Genomic DNA, 22,330 nt, shown 5'->3' with positions numbered 1-22,330 from the left:
TCTGAAAGTTTCGAAAATAATAAGTTTACTTACTATTTATTAATGTTCATTGAATATTACTTATAAATCTAATTCTCTTATAAACTCATTTTCATACTGGATAATTTCTTCTTTGCTTGATCCATGCCATATACATCCGAATCGCGAATTCACTTTATCCTTTCCATACCAATCACCATCATAATATGAAAGTGGATAAAGAACACCCTTTTTAATATATTTAACAATTGTATTATAAAAATGTGTATTATCACCGTTAGAGAAATAACTATAAAATTTATGGTATCCTTTTGCTAAATCCTTTGCGAGTAATAACATACTTGTTGAACCGTTTTGTCTAAAATTCAAATCAATTGCAAAGACATCATTATTTTTATCAACTAATAAATCAAATCCAGCAACGCCAAAGAACCCTTTACTTACACCTATTTCCATAATTTCCTTGCCAGCATCAATAACATGCTGAGGTACATCATTTACATTTTCATTTCCATTGTAAAAACCGTATTCATTCGTTAGCTGTTGCGCTGTACCTAAATATTTAATTCCTAAATCCGGAGCATAAGCGTATTGCACACAGTAGTTACTCACAGCTTCAATTTTTTGTTCAATAATTAAATAATCTGTAGCTTCCGTAGCTTCTTTAATACGCTGTTTGGCTTGTTCTAAATCTTTGTTATTGTAACAAATCATTACACCGTAGCCACCTGCTGTAGGTAAATCATCTCCGGGTTTAATTACAAATGGATAAGCCCAAGACTGAATTCGTGTTTCAAATTCCTCTATAGGTACAATTTCTCTATCAGGTAAATATTTGTTGTTCGTCCACTCAGGTATCCTCGATTTATTATTTAAAGCAACAAATGTATCCTTATTAAGTGCGTAATATTCTTTTTCTAAAATATCTTCATCATGTATATATTGAAAATAAATTTTCTTACCATCTTTATGCGCTAAAGTTTGTAATAATTCCTCATATGTCTCTTTATTATTAAACTTATAGATGTGTGTAGGAATTTGCTTTCCTACTAAGTCAAACAAATATGCTAATTTTTCAGTAACACTTGCTTCATGCACAATAACTGGAAAGCGATTACCAATAAGTAATTCTCTACCAGTTAAAAAATTGGATTGATGTTCATCAGGTTTTAACCATGGGTTAGAAATATATGAAGGTCTTGATGTATAAACTACATCATCATTGTATAAATCACTTAACGTCAACATTGGACCATTTACTTTTTCATTCATTATTTAACATGCCCCTTTATATGAGTATGTTCTTCAATAATTTCATTGAATAACTCCTCATTTTCAATTAATTCTAAGCCCATTAAGGCTAATATTTTAGCTCCTCTTATTAAAGCTTGATCACCATGAATACTTGCAGCCGCTTCTCTGAAACGATGTGTATGCCCTACAAGATTACGTGAACCAATTTTAATATGAGGATGAATTGTTGGAACGATGTGGCTCACATTACCCGTATCTGTTGAACCATAACCAAAGTCATCATCAATGACTTCCTCTCCCATTTCTTCAGCATATTTTTCAAATAAATCATCTAATTTAGGTGATTTAATAAATTCATTTACACCATTCTGAATAGGTCCAAATTCATAATCGCATCCTGTTTGAATGGCTGCACCACGTGCAATTTGGTTTACTTTCTCTGTTAACACGTCTAGTTCTTTGCGAGATGTTGCCCTAGTATAGAAACGAGCATGTGTATAATCTGGAATAATATTGGCAGCTTTACCACCATCTAATATAACGCCATGTACACGTTGCCCTTTTTTAATATGTTGTCTTAACTGCGCGACACCATTGAAATAAGAAATCATAGCATCAAGGGCATTAAGTGCTTCATCTGCATTTTCAGAAGAATGCACACTGCGACCATAAAATTTAATATCTAATACATCCACTGCTAGAGTGTTAATCGTACGATATGTTTCATTACCAGGGTGAACCATAAGTGCAACATCTAAATCTTCAATAATGCCAGCTTTAACATACGAAGCTTTAGCCGAACCATTTTCTCCACCTTCTTCAGCTGGACATCCTAGCACAATAACTTTGCCACCTATTTTGTCTATGACTTGTTTTAAAGCTGTACCCCCTAAAACACTTGCCGTTCCAATAATATTATGACCACATGCGTGTCCCAGCCCAGGTAGCGCATCATATTCTGCTAAGAAACCAATTGTAGGACCAGGTTTATCTGACTCGTATGATGCAATAAAACCTGTAGCATGCCCAGCAATATCTGTTTCTATTTCAAAACCATGCAATTTTAAAATATCGATTAGCGTTCTTGAAGCAAATATTTCTTCATTTCCTAGTTCAGGGCGCTCATGTATACGATGACTGATTTCAACATAATCATATTTTTTATTTTCAATAAAATCTAATATCTCTTGTTTTGCACTCATTGTACCTAACTCCCTTTGAAACCTTACTAGCTTAATTCAATTTATACGTATTTAATACTTGTTAATTGACGAGTATCACTTATAATTACTCCTAAAAATGTGTGGAGCTAATTAACTTTTTCCTATCATTTTCTAGTTTTTAACTTCCCTCAATAGAATTATTACTTATTCTATCGGATTTAATAATTGTTGTCATTACTTTTTATCATATATACACAATTTTCTTACAATTTAAACGCTAATTGTTTTGCTACTCATTTTCAAAAATTGTCATTCACATCGAGGATTGTTACAATCATATTATTGAAATACACAATAAATCACTTAACTGCAATAAGGAGGATACAATAATGCCTAAAATGAACGTTGAAAGTTTCAATTTAGATCATACTAAAGTTGTTGCACCATTTATTCGTTTAGCTGGAACGATGGAAGGTTTAAATGGAGATATTATTCACAAATATGATATTCGTTTCAAGCAACCTAATAAAGAACATATGGAAATGCCAGGCTTACACTCTTTAGAACACTTAATGGCTGAAAATATTAGAAATCACACTGATAAAGTTGTTGATTTAAGCCCAATGGGTTGCCAGACTGGTTTCTATGTATCATTCATTAATCATGACGATTATGATGATGTTTTAAATATTGTTGAAAAGACTTTAAACGATGTATTAAACGCTACTGAAGTACCGGCATGTAACGAGGTTCAATGTGGATGGGCAGCAAGTCATTCATTAGAAGGTGCAAAAGAAATCGCTCAATCTTTCCTAGATAAACGTAATCAATGGAATGATATTTACGATGCGGGAGAATAAATTAATTTAAGATTAAATAAGACTCTAGATTCACTTGCTTTTCACAAGATGATCTAGAGTCTTTCTTTTATGTACTTATTGCCCCTGTAATAACTATCATTAACATAAACTCCCTTTTATCTTTTTCATTATGAAATGATGTAAGGATTTTCCCATTTTAAAAATAAAACCTACAACCACTCAATAGCAGTTGTAGTTCAAAAATTATATTATAGTTTCTTAACTAGTCCCATTAAAACAAATTGTAATGGCAATCTTAAATAAAGTGCCCATTTTGGAACTTCTTTGTCTCCCAATGGTAATTGTTTACGTGCCATATAAATATTTGCTGGGAATACTGCTAATAGGAATAAATTAATTCCTTTCTTCAACCAACTTGCTGGTCTTTGAATTAATAGCATGATTCCAAAGAAGATTTCGAAAACACCTGTAACTAATACAGCTGTTTTTTGTAAAGGTAAATAATCTGGAACAATATTTCTAAATTGACGTTCATTCGTAAAATGTAATACGCCAGCTGTTCCAAATGCGATTCCTAATAGAAATCTTAAGAATTTCATTTGTGTTCAACTCCCATTTCTTTTAAATAACTTTTACCGTATTCTGGTAATTCTACGTTGAAGTTATCTGCAATTGTAGCACCGATTGAACTAAATGTCGTGTCTTGAGATAGTTCATGATACTGATTAATTTTAGGACTAAACATTAATACTGGTATATATTCGCGTGTATGATCCGTACCATCGGCTATTGGGTCATTTCCGTGATCAGCTGTAATAATCACTAAATCGTCTTCTTGTAAGTGTTCAATTAATTCCGGTAAACGATTATCAAAGTCTTTAATAGCTTGAGCATAGCCTTCTTTATCTCGTCGGTGACCATAAAGCGCATCAAAGTCTACTAAATTTAAGAAACTAATCCCTTTAAAGTCTTTTTGTACTACTTCAATGAGTTTGTCCATACCATCCATATTATTTTTGGTACGAATGGCTTCTGTCACACCTTCACCATCATAAATATCATTAATTTTACCAATAGCAATGACATCGTAATCATTATCTTGTAACGTATTCATCACTGTTTTACCAAAAGGTTTCAATGCATAATCATGGCGATTTGATGTACGTGTAAAGTTGCCAGGTTCACCTACATATGGTCTTGCAATAATACGTCCAATTAAATACTTAGGGTCTTTAGTTAATTCACGAACTTTTTCACATATATCATATAATTCATCAAGTGGAATGATATCTTCATGAGCAGCAATTTGAAGTACAGGGTCAGCACTTGTGTAAACAATTAAGTCGCCTGTCTTCATTTGATGTTCGCCCCACTCATCGATGATTTGAGTACCTGAAGCGGGACGATTCGCAACAACTTTACGTCCTGTCATCTCTTCAATTTCCTTAACAAGTTCATCTGGGAAACCATTAGGATATACTTTAAATGGTTGCATAATATTTAAACCCATAATTTCCCAATGCCCAGTCATTGTATCTTTACCAACTGAAGCTTCGCTCAATTTTGTATAAAATGCACCTGGTTTTTCAACCTTAGAAACTACTGGTAAAGAATCAATATTTCCTAATCCAAGTCGTTGTAAATTTGGAAGTTCTTGATTAAATCCTTCTAAAGTGTGTTTGAGTGTATGAGAACCCTCATCTTTAAATGCAGCCGCATCTGGACCCTCACCAATACCTACTGAGTCCATAACGATAAGATGGATTCGATTAAACGCTGTAGTCATTCTTTACATCTCCTACTCGGTTATAATTTTGTGAATTAAGGTTGGTGTTTCACCTTTTTCTTCAATTGTAATACTCTCGTCTAATTTGTCTAATATTTCATTAACATTTTCTTTATTGCTATGAATAGTGAGAATATTGTCTCCTTGTTTGACAGAATCCCCAACTTTTTTATTTAGAACAATCCCTACACCTAAATCAATTTTATCTTCTTTCGTTTGACGTCCTGCACCAAGCATCATTGAAGCAACACCGATTTCATTTGCAACCATCTTGGTAATCACGCCATCCTTTTTCGCTTGAAAATGAATTTGATACTTCGCATGAGGCAACTTATCTGGGTCATCAACAATAGACGAATCACCACCTTGGTGACTAATAAAGGTTTTAAATTTCTCTAAAGCTTTACCTGATTGAATAGCTTCCTCAAGCATTTGACGTGCTTCTTCTAATGATTGCGCTTTTTGAGCTAACACTACCATTTGTGAGCCTAATGTTAATACAAGTTCCGTTAAATCTTTTGGCCCTTGGCCTTTTAGTGTCTCAATCGCTTCTTTTAATTCTAAAGCATTACCAATTGCACGACCCAATGGTTGGCTCATATCAGAAATAATCGCCATAGTATTTCTACCTACATTATTACCTATACTTACCATTGCATGTGCTAATGCTTCTGCTTCCTCTAACGTTTTCATGAAAGCACCGCTCCCGGTTTTAACATCAAGAACAATTGCATCTGCACCAGCTGCGATTTTTTTACTCATAATTGATGACGCGATTAATGAAATAGAATTAACAGAACCCGTAACATCTCTTAGTGCATATAGTTTTTTATCAGCTGGTGTTAAATTTCCAGATTGACCTATCACAGCAACTTTGTTTTCATTAACAAGTTTAATAAATTCTTGTTCACTTATCTCTACATTAAAACCATTTACTGATTCTAATTTATCAATCGTTCCACCAGTATGACCTAAACCACGACCACTCATTTTAGCTACAGGTACACCCAATGACGCTACTAAAGGCGCTAATACTAGTGTTGTCGTATCTCCCACACCACCAGTCGAGTGCTTATCCACTTTTACGCCTTTAATTTGAGATAAATCAATCTTATCTCCTGAATTAACCATTGCCATCGTCATTGCTGCTCTTTCTTCTTGATTCATGTCTTGGAAAAAGATGGCCATAGCTAAACTCGAAGCTTGATAATCAGGTATGTCACCTTTCGTATAACCATTAATAAAAAATTCAATCTCTTCTTCTGTTAGCGCATGTCCGTCACGTTTTTTCTCAATAATATCTATCATTCTCATAAAAATCATTCCCTTAAATGAATCTTTTAATAATCTGAGTTGGAATCAAGACCCTCTATAATTTGGACTCCCGCACTTGCACCAATTCTTGTCGCACCTGCTTCAATCATTTTTTCAAAGTCTTCTAGACTTCTCACTCCTCCAGATGCTTTTACTTCTAAGCGGTTGCCTACAGTATCTTTCATTAATTTGACGTCTTCTGGTGTAGCTCCCCCACCAGCAAATCCTGTAGATGTTTTAACAAAAGTAGCGCCTGCTTTTTCAGCTAATTCACAAGCCTTAACTTTTTCTTCATCAGTTAAAAGTACTGTTTCAATTATCACTTTAACTGTTTTTCCATTAGCAGCTGCGATAACACCCTCAATATCTTTTTGCACTTCATCATAGCGTTGATCTTTTAAAGCCCCAATATTAATAACCATATCTATTTCTGAAGCACCATTTTTAATTGCATTTTCAGTTTCGAAGACCTTTACGTCAGTCGTAGTTGCCCCTAATGGAAACCCGATTACAGTACACACAAGTACATCTGTATCTAGCAATTGTTGACTTGCATAACTAACATGAGTTGGATTAATGCACACTGATTTGAATTGATACTTTTTAGCTTCTTCAAGAATTTTATCAATTTGTTCTCTAGTTGAATCAGGTTTTAGTAAAGTATGATCTATATATTTTGCTACGTTCATTTCCGTTCCTCCATTTTTCAAAATATATGTAACTGCTTACTAAGAATGGAACTAGCATACAAATATAAGTCCTGGTATACTTCTGAAGATGACAGAAAAAAGTGTCTTGAAGTCACCAAATTTTAATTTAATTTGTTATACAGCTTCACACTTAGTTAATAATCACATAATATTTACTTACAATTATATAGTACAAAAATTCGCATAAAAGATAAACAAATGTTATCTTATATTGTGATATAAAGCTTTTTAATCTATATTGATAACTTAAATAATAAGGAGAAGATAACTTATGACGAATGGTACACCTCATATTCAACCAAATGGTGTAAAAATTGCTAAAACTGTATTAATGCCAGGTGACCCGCTACGTGCTAAATACATTGCGGATAACTTCTTAGAAAATGTTGAACAATTTAATGAAGTACGCAACATGTTCGGTTATACAGGAACATATAAAGGTAAAGAAATCTCTGTTATGGGGTCAGGAATGGGAATTCCAAGTATTGGTATTTACTCTTATGAGTTATATAATTTCTTTGATGTAGAAACAATTATTCGCGTGGGTTCATGTGGTGCACTTCAAGAGGATGTTAATTTATATGATGTAATTATTGCTCAAGCTGCATCAACAAATTCAAATTATGTAGATCAATTTAATATTCCTGGACATTTTGCGCCGATTGCTGATTTTGACTTAATTACTAAAGCTAAAAAAGCAGCAGACGAAATTGGTGCTACTTCACATGTGGGAAATGTATTATCATCTGATACTTTTTATAATGCAGATGCAACATTTAACGATGCATGGAAGAAAATGGGTATATTAGGAATTGAAATGGAGTCAGCAGGTTTATATTTAAATGCCATCAATGCAGGCAAAAAAGCACTTGGCGTCTTCACAGTTAGTGACCATATTTTACGTGATGAAGCTACAAGTGCAGAAGAAAGACAAACATCATTCACTCAAATGATGGAAATTGCACTTGAAATCGCTGAATAAAATATTAAAGGTTCAACACTAGTACTTAGTGTTGAAAATAAAAGTAGCAGTAAGAAGATACTAATTGAAATCTTCTTACTGCTATTATTTTTAGCAATTATGTCCAAATATTTTTTAGAACGTTGTCTATCAAATTATTTGCCTAAATAAGATTGTAACATCCAATTATGTTTATCAACTGAAGTTTGCATGCCAATAAACATATCTTCTGATACATCATCACCCGCATTACCTGCTACTTCAATTGCATGTTCTAATTGTTTAGAAATGTTAGTGAAATCATGTGAAAGTTCTTCTACCATTTGTTCAGCTGCATAATTTTTTCCAGCCTCTTTAACAATTGATTTATCTAAACTTTCAGTTAAAGTACCGATTGGGTTACCACCAATAGCTAAGATTCTTTCTGCTAAATCATCTACATATTGGCTAGCTTCATCATAAAGTTCTTCGAATTTAGTGTGTAATGAGAAGAAGTTTGGTCCTTTTACGTACCAATGGAAATTGTGTAATTTTGTGTATGCTACTGTCCAGTTTGCTACTTGTTGATTTAATTCTTTTACTACATCTTGTTGATTACTCATTTAAAATACACTCCTTAATTAATCAGCTTTCCTTGATTACAATAATTATTATATTATAATAATTATAATCTGTAAAGCAAAATCACACTTTTATTTATAATTATTTCAAATTGTTGTCGAAATTATGACGATGCTTATTTGCATTGATCAATGAACTCATTACATACAAATTCTAATATTTTCTAATATTGAAAGTTATTTTTACTTTTTGACTTCCACCTATATATTATCAATTAGTGGTCAAAATTATCAATTAAGTTAACTTGATTTTAGCATTATCATCTAAAAAGAATGATTTTTCATATTCAGTAGGCTTATGCCAGTGTGTCTTCCACATTTTGTCTCTATTATTAGCAAATAAATTATAACTTAAATCACGTATTGGTTTCGGCAGTACTCTTAGACCTATACCTAACCATTTTTTATTGTTTGGCAACGAAGTAATAAGCGTAGCAATCGCGTCTGATTTATATTCTAAATGCTCACCTTTTTGCAAGATTACACTATTTCTATTTTTGGCTTCGGGGTGTTGATTAAAAAATTGTTCGCCAATCTCACCTTTTATAGTTGCGAACTCATAGCTCTTAGAAAGTCCATTTTGAATAAGCCAAATCGCATAATTATAACAATAAATGCAATTACCGTCATAATATATAATAGGCATATTAAATACCTCCTTTATTAACTCTTACAATTACATTTCCTTTTTTCAAAACATCATAAACACGGCCGCCTCCTCATTTACAAACATTTCTTTAGTAATTTTAATTAATCGAAATAAAAGCATTTGTATTTAACTTAATGGCGATTAAGAATCTTTAAAACATAAAAAGCTCCCCCCAAAACTTTCACTTATTAACGTAAAGAGTTTGAGGAGAGTCATTTCAAATTTAATTTCTAAAATTTAATTAAAATATTCTATTAAACTAACTTACTCTGAATGATTAACGCGTACAATGCGCGTATACTTAAGAAACTGTTGAGAATACTTCTGTTTAATGTCCTCAATAGAATCATATGTTACACCAATAATATGCCAATTAGGATTAAAGTGATAGAAGGAATCTTTGTTCTTAGACCATTTAATCATACTTCCATCTTTATTGTACCTAGGTAATGTCACCTCATAACCTTCTAATACATTAATGTACGTTTGGAAGATATCTGGATCGATACGATTAAAATTATCAATAACTAAATAATTTTTATCTTTGGTAGGCATTAATTGCGTAATAAATCCTTCGCGATAATATAGAGCGCCTGATTCATTTGGTAAATATTTGCCATATAACATATCCTCTGTAAAATCAGGATGTCCACTAGTAATGACAGGATTTGCATTTGTTTTTTGTAATAAATCATTAGCTGCTTTTAAGCCTTCTTCTTTTCTATCAACAACTAATAATATAAATGGTTTGAGTGAATCATCATTTTGATATTCAGTGACTTCTGATTTTTGAACTGTCTCGAATGGATTTTTAATACCATTATTGTCACTCATTTCTAATATAGCATCATATTGTGTTTGTGACATACTCGCGATAGCTTGTTTAGCATTTTCTTGTAAGAAATATAAATTCTTTAATTTCTGATGTTTATTTAAATGACCTAAGGAAATTGGGTTAATATTCTTGCCATACAAGATTTCAATAGCCGTACTATTCGTTCTACCTGGAATTGGAGGTTTCTCATGAATATGACGAGACACTTCGCCGATACCTACTACTGATTGATCTTTTTCTTTATTATAGATAATAATATTATCTCCAACTTCAAGTTGTGTATAGAAGTGATAACCATTTCTTTTTATTCCATTGTAAGTATGCGTAAAAATTGTATAATTTTTACCTGGTTCAAAGTCATCTGTTTCAGATAATAAAAAGTATCTTGGGATTTTAGATTCCCCTTTTCCTAAACTTACTATTAAATCAAATTCTGATTGTTTAATTTGATTAAACAACGTTTCTTTCATATTATTCATACGAAAATCTAAAGCTTCACTTCGTTTTAAATAGTCGGTCGTCAATGATTTCAGTTCTTCATTGAATTTAAATTCTACCCTAATTTTATTTTGAGCGCCTGCTTGAACACTTATAATTTCGCCAATACCTAATAAACCAGAATCAGTTTGTACTTGATAAAAGATGACTTGATCTCCTGCTTTGGCCTTTTTAAAAGCACGAAATCCTTGAGAAGGATTGAAATGTGCACCCGATTCAAATAAAGTTGTTTGACCTACAAGGGGTTCATTGTGATTCCATCTATTATAACCACAATTTAGCCAAAAATAGTTAATTTCCTCAGTCATTATGATACTCCTTATCTAACCTATAATTTAAATAAATGTGTATTACGAATACTTTGATACAAATTTTAAATCCATTTTATCATAATTTTTATCACACATTTTCAATATTCTCTAACAATTAGCTGTTTTTATCATTTTAAGAAAAAGAAGCTAAGACAACTCATCTGTCTTAGCTTCGAATAAAAAGTCATTAAAACTTTTAATAAACATTTACACAACCTATAATAAACAACTTTATTAATGAGGTGTAATCATGCTACCTAATAACGGAATGACGTTAATCATTACTCCACCTAATTTAAGCATAGCATTAATATCTTTATCTTTAATCGTAATCAAAGCACTAATAATACCTACAATTGCTACAACTCTCGGTAGAATTAATGTAGGGTAATGTGGCATATGTAAAAATATTCCAGCTCCTGAAATCATTCCACAAATGAGAGAAATATATAAAAATTGCTTCAAAACTAACGTTCCTTGTATGATTAATCTCTATATAATTACTAGCAATTTATTTTTAATCAAGCTTAAATATAACTGATTATAAGCGTAAAATCACCTTCGAATACGCTATCTAAATCTTCAGATGTTAAAACAAAATTAGTTCCCTTTTCAATCTCAAAAATTTCACCATCAATAATAATTTTACCATTACCTTCTAATACAGAAATTAAGCAAAATTCACGTGGCTTCATATAATTTAATGTACCTGAAATTTCCCATTTTACTATAGTAAAAAAGTCATTAGACACTACGTGGGTGCAATTGTGATTCTCTATCACTTCGTTCTGAGGTACAATACTTGGCAGTTCACTAGAGTACTCCATTACGTCTAATGCTTTAGAGACATTTAGTGTCCGTTGTTCATTGTTATTAAGTTTACGATCATAGTCATATACTCTATATGATACGTCAGATGACTGCATTGTCTCATATGCCATGATTCCAGCGCCTATAGAATGAATTGTGCCAGCAGGAATAAAATAAAAGTCTCCAGGTTTAACTTTAATCTTTCTTAAGTTTTCTTGGAACTTGCCTTCCTTTATTTGTTGTTCAAATTCTTCACGAGACGATGCTTTAGTGCCAATGGCAATTTCAGCATCTTCCTCCGCTTCGATAATGTACCAACATTCGGACTTGCCATATTGACCATTTTCATTTTCATAAGCATATGAATCATCAGGATGAACATGTATTGATAAAGGTGCCTCAGCATCAACAATTTTAGCCATTAAAGGGAAATCTTTGCTTGGGAACTCGCCAAATAGTTCTCTATGGTCGTTCCAAACTTGATCTAGTGTCTGCCCCGCATAAGGTCCATTGAGAATTTCACTCTTACCATTCGGATGTGCGGATATTCCCCAACACTCACCTATATGCTCATTTGGAAGATGATATCCAAATTGTTGGAGTTTACTTCCACCCCAAACCTTTTCATGAAAAATAGGCTTTAAAAATAACGGCATCATTACACCTCCATTATCTTAAACGTCAACTTAATCTATTATTCTAAAGTTAACTTAAGTATACTTATCTCCTTAAAGACATTTTTTCACTTTGTTATAAATAGTTTCTATATTTTTAAAGAGACAACAGTCAATTTAATAATTATGTATTGAGTTCCCTAATTTTAAGTTATATCCATTATTTTTCATTATCACTATTTATGATTGTACCACATTTCAAAATCTAAAGAAGTACCGAATTTTTTGAATAAAAATTATTATTTAAAAACAAATAGAACAAATCATCTTTAATTCAATTTTAGTTTATCAAACGCTTCACTAATTAATTAAAATTTTGCATTATTATTAACAATATCAATCTGAAGTTAAATAAACCATTTTTCACTCTATAATTTAAAACAAATAACAGCCGAATCACCTAAAAGGTAACTCGACTGCTTTTGCTAATATCATTTTTATAACGATTATTCATATTTTTGTAACGCATCTTTAATTTCTTTATCGCCACTAAGAATTTGAAATTCTTGATTAGCAAATTCATCTGATGTAACTACTTCTTTAAGCACTGTTGCTACATCGTCTCGAGGAATAGACGCACGTTTATCAAAGTATAAATCTGCTTCAATTTTACCAGTACCTTCATCATCAGTAAGTCTTCCTGGATGCACAATTGTATAATTAAGACCAGAATTTCTTAAATAATCATCTGAGTAGTGTTTAGCAATTGTATACGGTTTTAAATCGCCGGCAGAATCGAAAGCTTCTCTTCTTGAATCATAAGTTGAAACCATTACATAGTGCTTAATGTCCGCTTCTTTACTTGCTTCAATAGTTTTAACAGCACCGTCTAAATCAACTATAATTGTCTTATCATCGCCTGTACTGCCACCTGAACCTACTGAGAAAATAACTTTATCGTAATTGTTGAAGAGTTGGGTTAAATCTTTAACAGTGGCTTTTTCAACATCTACCAATGTTGCATCGACATCTTGGTCCTTTAATTCTTTCACTTGTTCCTCTTTACGAACACCTGCTGTAAAATCAATATTATCTGATTTTAATTGCTGTACTAATCTTGAACCTACGCCACCATTAGCACCAATTAATAAAATACTCATTCTTAATGTCCTCCCTTTTTAAAATCGTAATTGATGTTTACCACTCATTTTCAAAAAGTAAACCCAATAAAAATACGATTGACATCACTTCCACAATAAATTATATTAACATATGAACAAATATTCATATAAAGAGGTGCTTCAAGGTGAATGACATTGATCAAAATAAACATACCGATGTAGATACTTTAAGCAAAGTCACTGAGATATTCAAAGCTTTAAGCGATCTCAACCGTTTACGTATTATGGAATTATTAGAATTCGGAGAAGCAAGTGTAGGACACATTTCACATACATTGAATATGTCTCAATCAAATGTGTCACATCAACTAAAGTTATTGAAAAGTACACACTTGGTTAAATCAAAGCGACAAGGTCAATCTATGATATATTCTTTAGACGACAAGCACGTATCTACATTACTCAAACAAGCCATTCATCATGCTAGTCATCCAAATGAAGGTGGAAGTTAATATGACAAATCACAATCATCAACATCAAAGTCACAATCATGCACATGGTCATGTCCATACAAATAATAAGAAAGTACTTTTAATCTCTTTCTTTATTATAGGATTATTTATGTTAGTAGAAATCATTGGTGGATTTATTGCCAATAGCTTGGCCTTACTCTCTGATGGATTTCACATGTTAAGTGACACCATCTCACTTGGCGTAGCACTTATCGCATTTATATATGCGGAAAAGAATGCTACACAAACTAAAACCTATGGCTATAAACGCTTTGAAGTGCTCGCTGCTTTATTCAATGGCGTAACTTTATTTATTATCAGTCTTATGATTATTATCGAAGCTACTCGTAGATTTTTCGCCCCTCCAGAAGTGCAATCTCAAGAGATGTTTATTATAAGCTTAATTGGCTTAATCGTTAATATTGTAGTTGCAGCGTTAATGTTTAGAGGCGGTGATACATCTCATAATTTAAATATGCGTGGCGCCTTTCTCCATGTATTAGGTGATCTCTTTGGTTCAATTGGTGCAATCGTAGCAGCATTATTAATTTGGGCGTTTAACTTTACTCTTGCTGACCCTATCGCTAGTATTCTGGTGTCACTAATTATTTTAAAAAGTGCTTACGGTATAGCAAAATCTTCACTAAATATTTTAATGGAAGGTACACCTAGTGATGTAGACCTAGAAGCAGTGATATCTACAATCACTAAAGACGAACGCATTCAAAATGTACATGATTATCATGTTTGGACTATATCAAATGATATGAATGCACTCAGTTGTCACGCAGTTGTTTCAGAGCAATTAACAGTTAAAGAATGTGAAAATCTTTTAGAAACCATTGAACATGATTTATTGCATCAAAATGTTCAACACATGACAATACAACTTGAAACACCTAAACATAAACATGATGATTCAACATTATGTTCAGGTATTCATGAACACATACACACTCATACACATGTCAATAGTCATTAAAAATATCCTCAAGGGCAAGACACTTCCAATGTCTCATCCTTGAGGATATTCAATTATTTACATAAAGTTTTTAAAAATAAAGTCTCTTGCTGGTACTTGTTTTTCAGCAAAACCTTCAATAAATTCTTCTTCATCATAGTCTAGTTTTACACGTTCAACAGAAATGCCTTGTTCATTAATTGTAACAATACCATATACTGTATGAGCTCCGTTATTTAATCCCACTGCACCTGGATTAAAGTAAATTGTAGATTTATCATCAAATAAATGTAAACGATGATTGTGGCCAAATAATATTAAATCCGCGTCTTTATCTTCAAAAAGCTTAGAAATCTCTTGCTCATCATCACTAGCCATCGGTGCGAAAGGTTGCCCTTCAATTCCTACTTCTAATTTTTCATTAGGAATTTCATAATGAATAAATAAAACCTTTTTTCCTTTGATAGTCTTCTCAATATATCGTGGTAATTGATTTAATTCATCGTAATATGATTCATCGAGGTGGCTTTCTATCCATTGATGATGCTCATAAAATTTCCCTTTAAGATCTTCAGGATATTGTGTGTTATTAACTAGTGTCATGATTGCTTCATCATGGTTACCGGCAATCATTTCCATATCATCACGATCAAATACAGTATCTAAAACTTTGTTTGTCTCGTGTCCAATACCTATATTGTCGCCAAGATTATAAATTTTATCGATATCTTCTCTACTATCAATATCATCTAACACCTTTTCTAATGCATCATAATTACCATGGATATCAGTAATAACTGCAAATTTCATGATGATATCTCCTTTCAATGTGAATTTACTAGCATATTTTAACACTTCAATACCCTTTTATGTTAGATATTAATTTAAAAAAAATAAGATTTTTGATATTGTATTTATATTACGTTAAAGGAGTGCTTAAAATTTGTTTAGATATTATAAATCGGCATTTAAAAATGCTAAACCGCAACTACTCAAAGCTTTATTATTCGCTTTAATTAGTTTTGCAGTTTGTTTTATTGTTTATCGATTTGCATCAGCATTTATAGCTCAATTTTCTACTCAGATGCAAATGTTACAACAATTCGGACAATCCGTTTCATTAACAATGTACATCCCTATTATTATTATTTATCTTATTTTAGCTTTACTATTTATTTTCCTTGGATATCAACTATTAGCAGGTGCTATAAATGTTATCCAAAAGGCTATGAAGCACGAAAAAATTAAATTTAGTGATTTATTCTTTGCCTTTAAAAAAGGGCGTTATGCAACATCTTTATTATTAGCATTGATCTCAGTTGTTGCTATAATGATTATGTTTATCATTGCGTACTTACTAAAATTATTATACAACGTCACTTTTATTCAATTGTATGCGTGGATACAACAATCAGTAAGTAATGTGGATAATTCAATTGCTATTTTAATTATTTCTCAAATTGTAATTATTTTACTAATGGGATTCATTACTTCAATCGTTTATTGGTTCTTCTTAATCTTCATGATTAATTACACAGTTGCATTTGCAGAAGATCCACATCGAAAAGCAATGAGTAATGTTAAAGAAGGATTTAATGGAATTAAGAATGGTAAGAAAACTTGGTTAAAATTCTTTATTGGTATTTTATTACTTAACCTAGTTGTTCTTATTACAGGTCAACCATTAATTACCCTATTTAGTTATTTAACTAGTCATATGTCACAATCAGTTGCTCAAATTCTTGCATACGTTGTGCTTATTTTAATCATTTTAATTAGAATTGTTATTTACTTTATCATTCTTATGGGTATCATTTATTACTTCATCACACGTGGTGATAAAATTGATAAACCTGGTAAGAAAGCTCGCAAAGGTAAGAAGAATGACAAAGATTCATTAGCTACATCTAAAGACGATAACAAAGGTAAAACATCTAACGTAAAAGAAAAAGTTCAAGATAAAGTGAACGACAATGACTCTAAAGATGATAATCTTAAAGATAAAGCTGAAAATCAATTTAACAATCAAAAAGATAACGCTTCTAGTAAGGGTCAAGATTTAAAAGACAAAGCTTCTGAAAAGGTGTCTGACAATAAAGACGACATTACAGATAGAGCTAAAGACACTTTTGACAAGAAATAATAGTTATTAAATAAACTCGCAAGTAACCTATTATCGTTACTTGCGAGTTTTTAATGTTTATATATTTATTTGTCTAATAATCGTGATTTTAAGTATTTAGCTGCCCCATCTTCTTCATTTGTTTCCTCAGTCACTTCATCTGTGATATCTTTAATTTCTTGTCGTGCATTTTTCATTGCAACTGTATATTGCCCAAAGTCGAACATCGCACGATCATTATCACTATCTCCAATGACTAATGTTTCCTCTTGCTGAATACCAAAGTGTTCAATCATTTCTTTAATCCCGGTACCCTTATCGGTATTATACGCCATTGTTTCTGCATTGTATCGAGATGAGTTAGAAACACTTATACTTAGCAAAACTTTATTCTGAATAAGTTCATCTCTGAATGTGGTAATTTTATCAAGATTTGGATTAAACAAATAGATTTTAGAATAATCTAAGTCCGGCAACTCGTCACGCCAATCAATTTTATCTTTCATAGCGTCTAGTCTTGAAGTCCATTCACTATGACTTACATTATTGGGTGGCGTTTCACCAGTAATCATGTCACGCATCCATTGATAATCTTCTTTTAAAACGATACGTTGTGCTCCAAAAGGAAATACTTCATAGTAGATATGTTGTTGTTGAGCTAATTTAACAATTTTTTTAACTTGTTCTAAAGATAAACTGTGTTTAAACAAATTTTGATCCTCGATTTCACCAGTAGTACCATTAGAACTAATAATTCCATCAACTTTAAAACCTTCAGGTACGAGTTGATGTATCTCAGAATATGAACGACCTGTGGCTAGAAATACCTTAAAACCCTTTTCACGTAATTCATCTACCACATCCTTGGTATAGTTAGATGCTTTATTATTTTCATGTAAAATTGTTCCATCCATATCTAGGAATATTGCTTTAACGTTATTCATATTATCCTCCACTCGTTACTTTAATTACTTAAATAAATTGTGTCACTGTTTGATATAAAGTGCAACGACTTTAACTTTAATAAAGCGTTGATATCATATATATAGCTTAGAAACCTTTACCTTTTGTAGAATTAACGAAGATGCATTTCAATTTAAAATACATCATTGATATTGTGAGCTACCGCGACGATATTTTCGGAATATTCTGTTAAAAATGTTTTTAAAAAACCAGCAAGGTTTCCCTTAACTGGTTTTAAAAACTAGTTCAATTATTCAACTGTAACTGATTTAGCTAAGTTACGTGGTTTATCAACGTCTAAGTCTCTGTGCAATGCAGCATAATATGAAATTAATTGCATAGTAACAACAGAAACTAATGGTGTTAATAACTCATGTACATGAGGGATAACATACGTATCACCATCTTTGTCTAAGCCTTCCATTGAAATGATACAAGGATTAGCACCACGAGCTACAACTTCTTTAATATTACCACGGATAGATAAGTTAACATTCTCTTGAGTTGCTAAACCGATAACTGGCGTACCCTCTTCGATAAGTGCAATTGTACCGTGCTTCAATTCACCACCAGCAAATCCTTCAGCCTGAATATAAGAGATTTCTTTAAGTTTTAATGCACCTTCTAAACTTACATTATAATCAATTGTACGTCCTATAAAGAATGCATTACGAGTTGTTTCTAAGAAATTAGTAGCAATTTCTTCCATTACTGGTGCATCATCAACGATAGTTTCAATAGCAGTTGTTACTTTAGCTAATTCTCTTAATAAGTCGATATCAGCTTCACGACCGTGATTTTTAGCTACGATTTGTGAAAGTATTGATAATACTGCAATTTGAGCTGTATATGCTTTTGTAGATGCTACAGCAATCTCAGGACCTGCATGTAAGAGTAATGTATGATCCGCTTCACGAGATAACGTTGAACCAGCAACATTAGTAATAGTTAATGATTTATGACCTAATTTTTTCGTTTCAACTAGTACGGCACGACTGTCTGCTGTTTCACCTGATTGTGAAATATAGATGAATAATGGTTTTTCAGATAATAAAGGCATATTGTAAACAAATTCTGAAGCAACATGTACTTCTGTTGGTACTCCTGCCCATTTTTCGATGAACTCTTTCCCTACTAAACCGGCATGATAACTTGTACCTGCTGCAATGATGTAAATACGATCTGCATCTGCGACATCTTTGATTATGTCTTGATCAATTTTCAAGTTACCTTCTTCATCTTGATATTCTTGGATAATGCGACGCATAACTGCTGGTTGTTCATGAATTTCTTTCAACATATAGTGATCATAAACACCTTTTTCAGCATCTGAAGCATCGATTTCAGCAGTATAAGATTCACGTTCTTGAACATTACCTTCAGTGTCTTTGATTACCACATCATCGCGTTTAACAATTACGATTTCATGGTCATGAATCTCCTTATATTGATTAGTAGCTTGTAACATTGCTAATGCATCTGAAGCGATAACATTGAAACCTTCACCCACGCCAACAAGCAATGGAGATTTGTTTTTAGCTACATAAATCGTATCTTTATCTTGCTCATCCAATAAACCTAAAGCATATGAACCATGTAATAAAGTCACAACTTTAGTAAAGGCCTCTTCTGTTGAAAGTCCTTCATTTGAGAAGTGTTCGATTAACTGAACAATCACTTCTGTATCAGTTTCAGAAAGGAATTTAATATCTGATAGGTACTCAGCTTTCAACTCCTCATAGTTTTCAATCACACCATTATGTACTAATGTGAAACGACCTGTTGCTGATTGATGAGGATGAGAGTTTTCATAGTTTGGTACACCATGAGTTGCCCAACGTGTATGACCAATACCTACTGTTCCATCTTGATCACTGTTATCTGCGACTTTACGTAGTTCAGCAATTCTACCTTTTTCTTTAAATACTTTAGTCCCTTGATCATTAACTACAGCAACACCTGCTGAATCATAACCACGATATTCTAATTTTTCTAAACCTTTTAAAAGTAATTCCTTAGCATTGTCGTATCCAATATAACCAACAATTCCACACATAATCTATTTCCTCCAAAATGAGGGATAGCAAGAGCAATATGATTTGTCATTTTAATTTATATTAATAACCTTCTACCATATCAATGATGTCATACGAGTACATCAAGAAATAAGCGTGTGTAATTGATCAATTTAACACGCTACTCTACGCTTCCCTTAGTAGTATTTTATTTCGGCGATCTTATTAACTTTGTCCACTAAGTTGCCCTAGTGTTTTACTTAATAAGCTAACGAATGAGCCACATCCGGGATAGCATCCGCCGATCTATTCGATCACTATCCTCCTCGTCTACAAAAGCTATATTATTCTCTATAAAAGTTCTCATAATTAACTTTTAATTTTCAACAATAATATAGTCATTTGCACAGGCGCTATAACTATTTATTTACTTTCTTTCCTCCTTTCCATTAATCATTATTGTACACTGACGATGATTTATTTTGCAAATGATTTAACAATACTTCCTAAAATAAGTTAAAAAACTTATTTTTTTAACCTTTGAAAAAACTTATTAATATAAACTAATTCAAAGTTCTACTATATATAATAGTTAGACTTAATCTTGTCACAACTATCATGACAAACTCAATTTTTGTTTATATTGAGAGAAACTAACTACAAGATTTAAACTAAATATAGTCACATACTAATTAAAAAAAGAGGTGTAGAGATGTCACAAACTCAAGAGAAAAAAGGAGTCGGTCGTAAAGTCCAAGCGTTTGGATCATTCTTAAGCAGTATGATTATGCCTAACATTGGTGCATTTATCGCATGGGGTTTTATTGCCGCAATCTTCATTGATAATGGTTGGTTCCCTAACAAAGATTTATCTCAATTAGCTGGACCGATGATTACGTACTTAATTCCATTACTCATCGCATTTAGCGGTGGGCGTTTAATTCATGGTTTACGTGGTGGTATTATTGCAGCTACTGCAACTATGGGGGTTATTGTAGCTTTACCTGAAACACCAATGTTACTTGGTGCCATGATTATGGGGCCACTTGTTGGTTGGTTAATGAAAAAAGTAGACCAATTCGTGCAACCTAGAACACCACAAGGTTTTGAAATGTTATTCAATAACTTTTCTGCAGGTATCTTAGGTTTTATTATGACAATTATTGGTTTTGAAATTTTAGCTCCAATCATGAAATTCATCATGCACATCTTGTCTGTAGCTGTTGAATTCTTAGTTCACCTTCATTTACTACCTATAGTAAGTATTATTGTTGAACCAGCTAAAATTTTATTCCTAAATAACGCGATTAACCATGGTGTATTTACACCACTTGGTACCGACCAAGCAGCTCATGCTGGTCAATCTATCTTATTTACTATTGAATCTAACCCTGGACCTGGTCTAGGTATTTTATTGGCCTATATGATTTTCGGAAAAGGAACTGCTAAAGCAACTTCATATGGTGCAGGTATTATCCACTTCCTAGGTGGTATTCATGAAATTTACTTCCCATATGTTTTAATGCGTCCATTACTATTTATTGCAGTTATTTTAGGTGGTATGACGGGCGTTGCAACTTATCAAGCTACTGGCTTCGGTTTCAAAAGTCCAGCATCCCCAGGTTCATTTATCGTTTACTGCTTAAACGCACCTAGAGGCGAATTCTTACACATGTTACTTGGTGTAGTACTTGCTACATTAGTATCATTTGTCATCGCAGCACTTATTATGAAATTCACTAAAGAACCTAAACAAGATTTAGAATCTGCTACAGCTCAAATGGAAGCAACGAAAGGTAAAAAATCTAACGTTTCATCTAAACTAACGCATTCTGATAAAGAAGCAACTCGTTCAAATGCACAGAATGCGAGCGCAGCCGGAGCAACAGGTGTTACTACGTCTTCTACAGAAAATGAGAAAGAAAATGATGAAGATAATACTGAACAACTTTTAGATAATTACAATACTGAAAATGTTGATGCACACGATTATAGCGGTGTAAATCATGTTATATTCGCATGTGATGCGGGTATGGGTTCAAGTGCTATGGGTGCAAGTATGCTACGTAATAAATTTAAGAAAGCTGGTATTACTGACGTCAATGTGACTAATACAGCTATTAATCAATTACCTCATGATGCACAACTTGTAATCACGCAAAAAACACTAACAGATCGTGCCATTAAACAAGTTCCAAATGCTATTCATATTTCAGTGGATAACTTCTTAAATTCACCAAGATATGAAGAGTTATTAAATAATTTAAAGCACGAAGATTAACTTAATTATTTTCAAAAATGGAGGATACCG

21 protein-coding genes are annotated in these 22,330 nt (G+C 32.4%); 6 read left to right on the top strand and 15 right to left on the bottom strand.

The features are described from left to right. Window positions 1-60: 60 nt before the first annotated feature. Window positions 61-1,251 carry a hypothetical protein gene (locus V6C74_RS03755; protein WP_002453728.1) on the bottom strand — a complete coding sequence of 397 codons (1,191 nt, stop codon included), beginning with the start codon at window positions 1,249-1,251 and terminating at the stop codon, window positions 61-63. After that, window positions 1,251-2,435, bottom strand: a complete 1,185-nt coding sequence (locus tag V6C74_RS03750) for a M20 family metallopeptidase (protein ID WP_016898658.1) — start codon at window positions 2,433-2,435, stop codon at window positions 1,251-1,253. Before V6C74_RS03750 ends, V6C74_RS03755 begins: the two co-directional genes overlap by 1 nt. Before the next feature lie 350 nt (window positions 2,436-2,785). Here V6C74_RS03750 and V6C74_RS03745 point away from each other — a divergent pair, with 350 nt between their 5' ends. After that, entirely contained in the window at window positions 2,786-3,256 is a 471-nt protein-coding gene (locus V6C74_RS03745) for an S-ribosylhomocysteine lyase (RefSeq protein ID WP_002453730.1), read from the top strand. A gap of 209 nt (window positions 3,257-3,465) precedes the next feature. On the opposite strand, the gene V6C74_RS03740 is transcribed toward V6C74_RS03745, so the two are convergent. The 4 genes from V6C74_RS03740 to deoC are packed head-to-tail and all read right to left on the bottom strand — an operon-like array spanning window position 3,466 to window position 7,006. Next, window positions 3,466-3,816 carry a membrane protein gene (locus V6C74_RS03740; RefSeq protein ID WP_016898657.1) on the bottom strand — a complete coding sequence of 117 codons (351 nt, stop codon included), beginning with the start codon at window positions 3,814-3,816 and terminating at the stop codon, window positions 3,466-3,468. Then, entirely contained in the window at window positions 3,813-5,003 is a 1,191-nt protein-coding gene (gene deoB / locus V6C74_RS03735) for a phosphopentomutase (RefSeq protein WP_002453732.1), read from the bottom strand. The genes V6C74_RS03740 and deoB overlap by 4 nt, the downstream gene beginning before the upstream one ends. Before the next feature lie 12 nt (window positions 5,004-5,015). Beyond that, on the bottom strand, window positions 5,016-6,317 hold the full coding sequence (locus V6C74_RS03730; RefSeq protein WP_049388847.1) for a pyrimidine-nucleoside phosphorylase: 1,302 nt from the start codon (window positions 6,315-6,317) through the stop codon (window positions 5,016-5,018). Window positions 6,318-6,343: 26 nt separating this feature from the next. Beyond that, window positions 6,344-7,006: a deoxyribose-phosphate aldolase gene (deoC, locus tag V6C74_RS03725; RefSeq protein WP_002435874.1), complete on the bottom strand. Its 663-nt coding sequence runs from the start codon at window positions 7,004-7,006 to the stop codon at window positions 6,344-6,346. A gap of 292 nt (window positions 7,007-7,298) precedes the next feature. On the opposite strand from deoC, the gene deoD reads away from it, so the two are divergent. Then, window positions 7,299-8,009, top strand: a complete 711-nt coding sequence (deoD, locus tag V6C74_RS03720; RefSeq protein WP_002453735.1) for a purine-nucleoside phosphorylase — start codon at window positions 7,299-7,301, stop codon at window positions 8,007-8,009. A 134-nt stretch (window positions 8,010-8,143) separates the two neighbouring features. Here deoD and V6C74_RS03715 read toward each other — a convergent pair whose 3' ends face one another. The 6 genes from V6C74_RS03715 to V6C74_RS03690 all read right to left on the bottom strand — a co-directional run bounded on the left by V6C74_RS03715 (window position 8,144) and on the right by V6C74_RS03690 (window position 13,485). Beyond that, window positions 8,144-8,590, bottom strand: coding sequence for a DNA starvation/stationary phase protection protein (locus tag V6C74_RS03715; RefSeq protein WP_002435760.1), 447 nt, complete (start codon window positions 8,588-8,590; stop codon window positions 8,144-8,146). 253 nt (window positions 8,591-8,843) lie between these two features. Continuing rightward, window positions 8,844-9,254 carry a thiol-disulfide oxidoreductase DCC family protein gene (locus V6C74_RS03710; protein WP_002453736.1) on the bottom strand — a complete coding sequence of 137 codons (411 nt, stop codon included), beginning with the start codon at window positions 9,252-9,254 and terminating at the stop codon, window positions 8,844-8,846. Window positions 9,255-9,521: 267 nt separating this feature from the next. Next, window positions 9,522-10,898 (bottom strand): EVE domain-containing protein, encoded by a 1,377-nt coding sequence (locus V6C74_RS03705; RefSeq protein ID WP_002453737.1) that lies wholly within the window; start codon window positions 10,896-10,898, stop codon window positions 9,522-9,524. 237 nt (window positions 10,899-11,135) lie between these two features. Then, the gene (locus V6C74_RS03700) at window positions 11,136-11,366 is read right to left on the bottom strand and encodes a hypothetical protein (protein WP_002453738.1); all 231 of its coding nucleotides are present in this window, start codon (window positions 11,364-11,366) and stop codon (window positions 11,136-11,138) included. Between the two features lie 62 nt (window positions 11,367-11,428). After that, window positions 11,429-12,367, bottom strand: coding sequence for a mannose-6-phosphate isomerase, class I (gene manA, locus V6C74_RS03695; protein WP_016898655.1), 939 nt, complete (start codon window positions 12,365-12,367; stop codon window positions 11,429-11,431). Window positions 12,368-12,831: 464 nt separating this feature from the next. Next, window positions 12,832-13,485, bottom strand: a complete 654-nt coding sequence (locus V6C74_RS03690) for an NAD(P)-binding oxidoreductase (protein WP_002453740.1) — start codon at window positions 13,483-13,485, stop codon at window positions 12,832-12,834. A gap of 155 nt (window positions 13,486-13,640) precedes the next feature. On the opposite strand from V6C74_RS03690, the gene V6C74_RS03685 reads away from it, so the two are divergent. Next, window positions 13,641-13,958, top strand: coding sequence for a helix-turn-helix transcriptional regulator (locus tag V6C74_RS03685; RefSeq protein WP_030062749.1), 318 nt, complete (start codon window positions 13,641-13,643; stop codon window positions 13,956-13,958). Window position 13,959: 1 nt separating this feature from the next. Continuing rightward, the gene (gene czrB, locus V6C74_RS03680) at window positions 13,960-14,940 is read left to right on the top strand and encodes a CDF family zinc efflux transporter CzrB (protein ID WP_002453742.1); all 981 of its coding nucleotides are present in this window, start codon (window positions 13,960-13,962) and stop codon (window positions 14,938-14,940) included. Between the two features lie 57 nt (window positions 14,941-14,997). Here czrB and V6C74_RS03675 read toward each other — a convergent pair whose 3' ends face one another. Next, window positions 14,998-15,729, bottom strand: a complete 732-nt coding sequence (locus V6C74_RS03675; RefSeq protein WP_002453743.1) for a metallophosphoesterase family protein — start codon at window positions 15,727-15,729, stop codon at window positions 14,998-15,000. A gap of 133 nt (window positions 15,730-15,862) precedes the next feature. Here V6C74_RS03675 and V6C74_RS03670 point away from each other — a divergent pair, with 133 nt between their 5' ends. Then, window positions 15,863-17,062: a hypothetical protein gene (locus V6C74_RS03670; RefSeq protein ID WP_002453744.1), complete on the top strand. Its 1,200-nt coding sequence runs from the start codon at window positions 15,863-15,865 to the stop codon at window positions 17,060-17,062. A gap of 65 nt (window positions 17,063-17,127) precedes the next feature. Here the strand turns inward: V6C74_RS03670 and V6C74_RS03665 are convergent, their stop codons facing one another. Further along, a complete protein-coding gene (locus V6C74_RS03665) occupies window positions 17,128-17,985 on the bottom strand; it encodes a Cof-type HAD-IIB family hydrolase (protein WP_002453745.1) in 858 nt (285 codons plus the stop codon). 269 nt (window positions 17,986-18,254) lie between these two features. After that, complete coding sequence (glmS, locus tag V6C74_RS03660; protein WP_049390627.1) at window positions 18,255-20,060, bottom strand: glutamine--fructose-6-phosphate transaminase (isomerizing); 1,806 nt, start codon at window positions 20,058-20,060, stop codon at window positions 18,255-18,257. 671 nt (window positions 20,061-20,731) lie between these two features. On the opposite strand from glmS, the gene V6C74_RS03655 reads away from it, so the two are divergent. Further along, window positions 20,732-22,300 carry a PTS mannitol transporter subunit IICB gene (locus V6C74_RS03655; RefSeq protein WP_016898648.1) on the top strand — a complete coding sequence of 523 codons (1,569 nt, stop codon included), beginning with the start codon at window positions 20,732-20,734 and terminating at the stop codon, window positions 22,298-22,300. Window positions 22,301-22,330 lie beyond the last annotated feature (30 nt).

Origin of the sequence: Staphylococcus capitis subsp. capitis (assembly GCF_040739495.1) — a bacterium.
GTDB lineage: Bacteria > Bacillota > Bacilli > Staphylococcales > Staphylococcaceae > Staphylococcus > Staphylococcus capitis.
This window is presented reverse-complemented; position numbering and strand designations above follow the sequence as displayed.

Excerpts from the sequence above, each read along its gene's own strand:
- czrB (WP_002453742.1), top strand. The coding sequence starts at position 13,960 with ATGACAAATCACAATCATCAACATCAAAGTCACAATCATGCACATGGT.
- V6C74_RS03715 (WP_002435760.1), bottom strand. The coding sequence starts at position 8,590 with ATGAGTAATCAACAAGATGTAGTAAAAGAATTAAATCAACAAGTAGCA.
- manA (WP_016898655.1), bottom strand. The coding sequence starts at position 12,367 with ATGCCGTTATTTTTAAAGCCTATTTTTCATGAAAAGGTTTGGGGTGGA.
- glmS (WP_049390627.1), bottom strand. The coding sequence starts at position 20,060 with ATGTGTGGAATTGTTGGTTATATTGGATACGACAATGCTAAGGAATTA.
- V6C74_RS03750 (WP_016898658.1), bottom strand. The coding sequence starts at position 2,435 with ATGAGTGCAAAACAAGAGATATTAGATTTTATTGAAAATAAAAAATAT.
- V6C74_RS03730 (WP_049388847.1), bottom strand. The coding sequence starts at position 6,317 with ATGAGAATGATAGATATTATTGAGAAAAAACGTGACGGACATGCGCTA.
- V6C74_RS03710 (WP_002453736.1), bottom strand. The coding sequence starts at position 9,254 with ATGCCTATTATATATTATGACGGTAATTGCATTTATTGTTATAATTAT.
- V6C74_RS03665 (WP_002453745.1), bottom strand. The coding sequence starts at position 17,985 with ATGAATAACGTTAAAGCAATATTCCTAGATATGGATGGAACAATTTTA.
- V6C74_RS03740 (WP_016898657.1), bottom strand. The coding sequence starts at position 3,816 with ATGAAATTCTTAAGATTTCTATTAGGAATCGCATTTGGAACAGCTGGC.
- deoB (WP_002453732.1), bottom strand. The coding sequence starts at position 5,003 with ATGACTACAGCGTTTAATCGAATCCATCTTATCGTTATGGACTCAGTA.
- deoD (WP_002453735.1), top strand. The coding sequence starts at position 7,299 with ATGACGAATGGTACACCTCATATTCAACCAAATGGTGTAAAAATTGCT.
- V6C74_RS03655 (WP_016898648.1), top strand. The coding sequence starts at position 20,732 with ATGTCACAAACTCAAGAGAAAAAAGGAGTCGGTCGTAAAGTCCAAGCG.
- V6C74_RS03675 (WP_002453743.1), bottom strand. The coding sequence starts at position 15,729 with ATGAAATTTGCAGTTATTACTGATATCCATGGTAATTATGATGCATTA.
- V6C74_RS03745 (WP_002453730.1), top strand. The coding sequence starts at position 2,786 with ATGCCTAAAATGAACGTTGAAAGTTTCAATTTAGATCATACTAAAGTT.
- V6C74_RS03690 (WP_002453740.1), bottom strand. The coding sequence starts at position 13,485 with ATGAGTATTTTATTAATTGGTGCTAATGGTGGCGTAGGTTCAAGATTA.
- deoC (WP_002435874.1), bottom strand. The coding sequence starts at position 7,006 with ATGAACGTAGCAAAATATATAGATCATACTTTACTAAAACCTGATTCA.
- V6C74_RS03705 (WP_002453737.1), bottom strand. The coding sequence starts at position 10,898 with ATGACTGAGGAAATTAACTATTTTTGGCTAAATTGTGGTTATAATAGA.
- V6C74_RS03755 (WP_002453728.1), bottom strand. The coding sequence starts at position 1,251 with ATGAATGAAAAAGTAAATGGTCCAATGTTGACGTTAAGTGATTTATAC.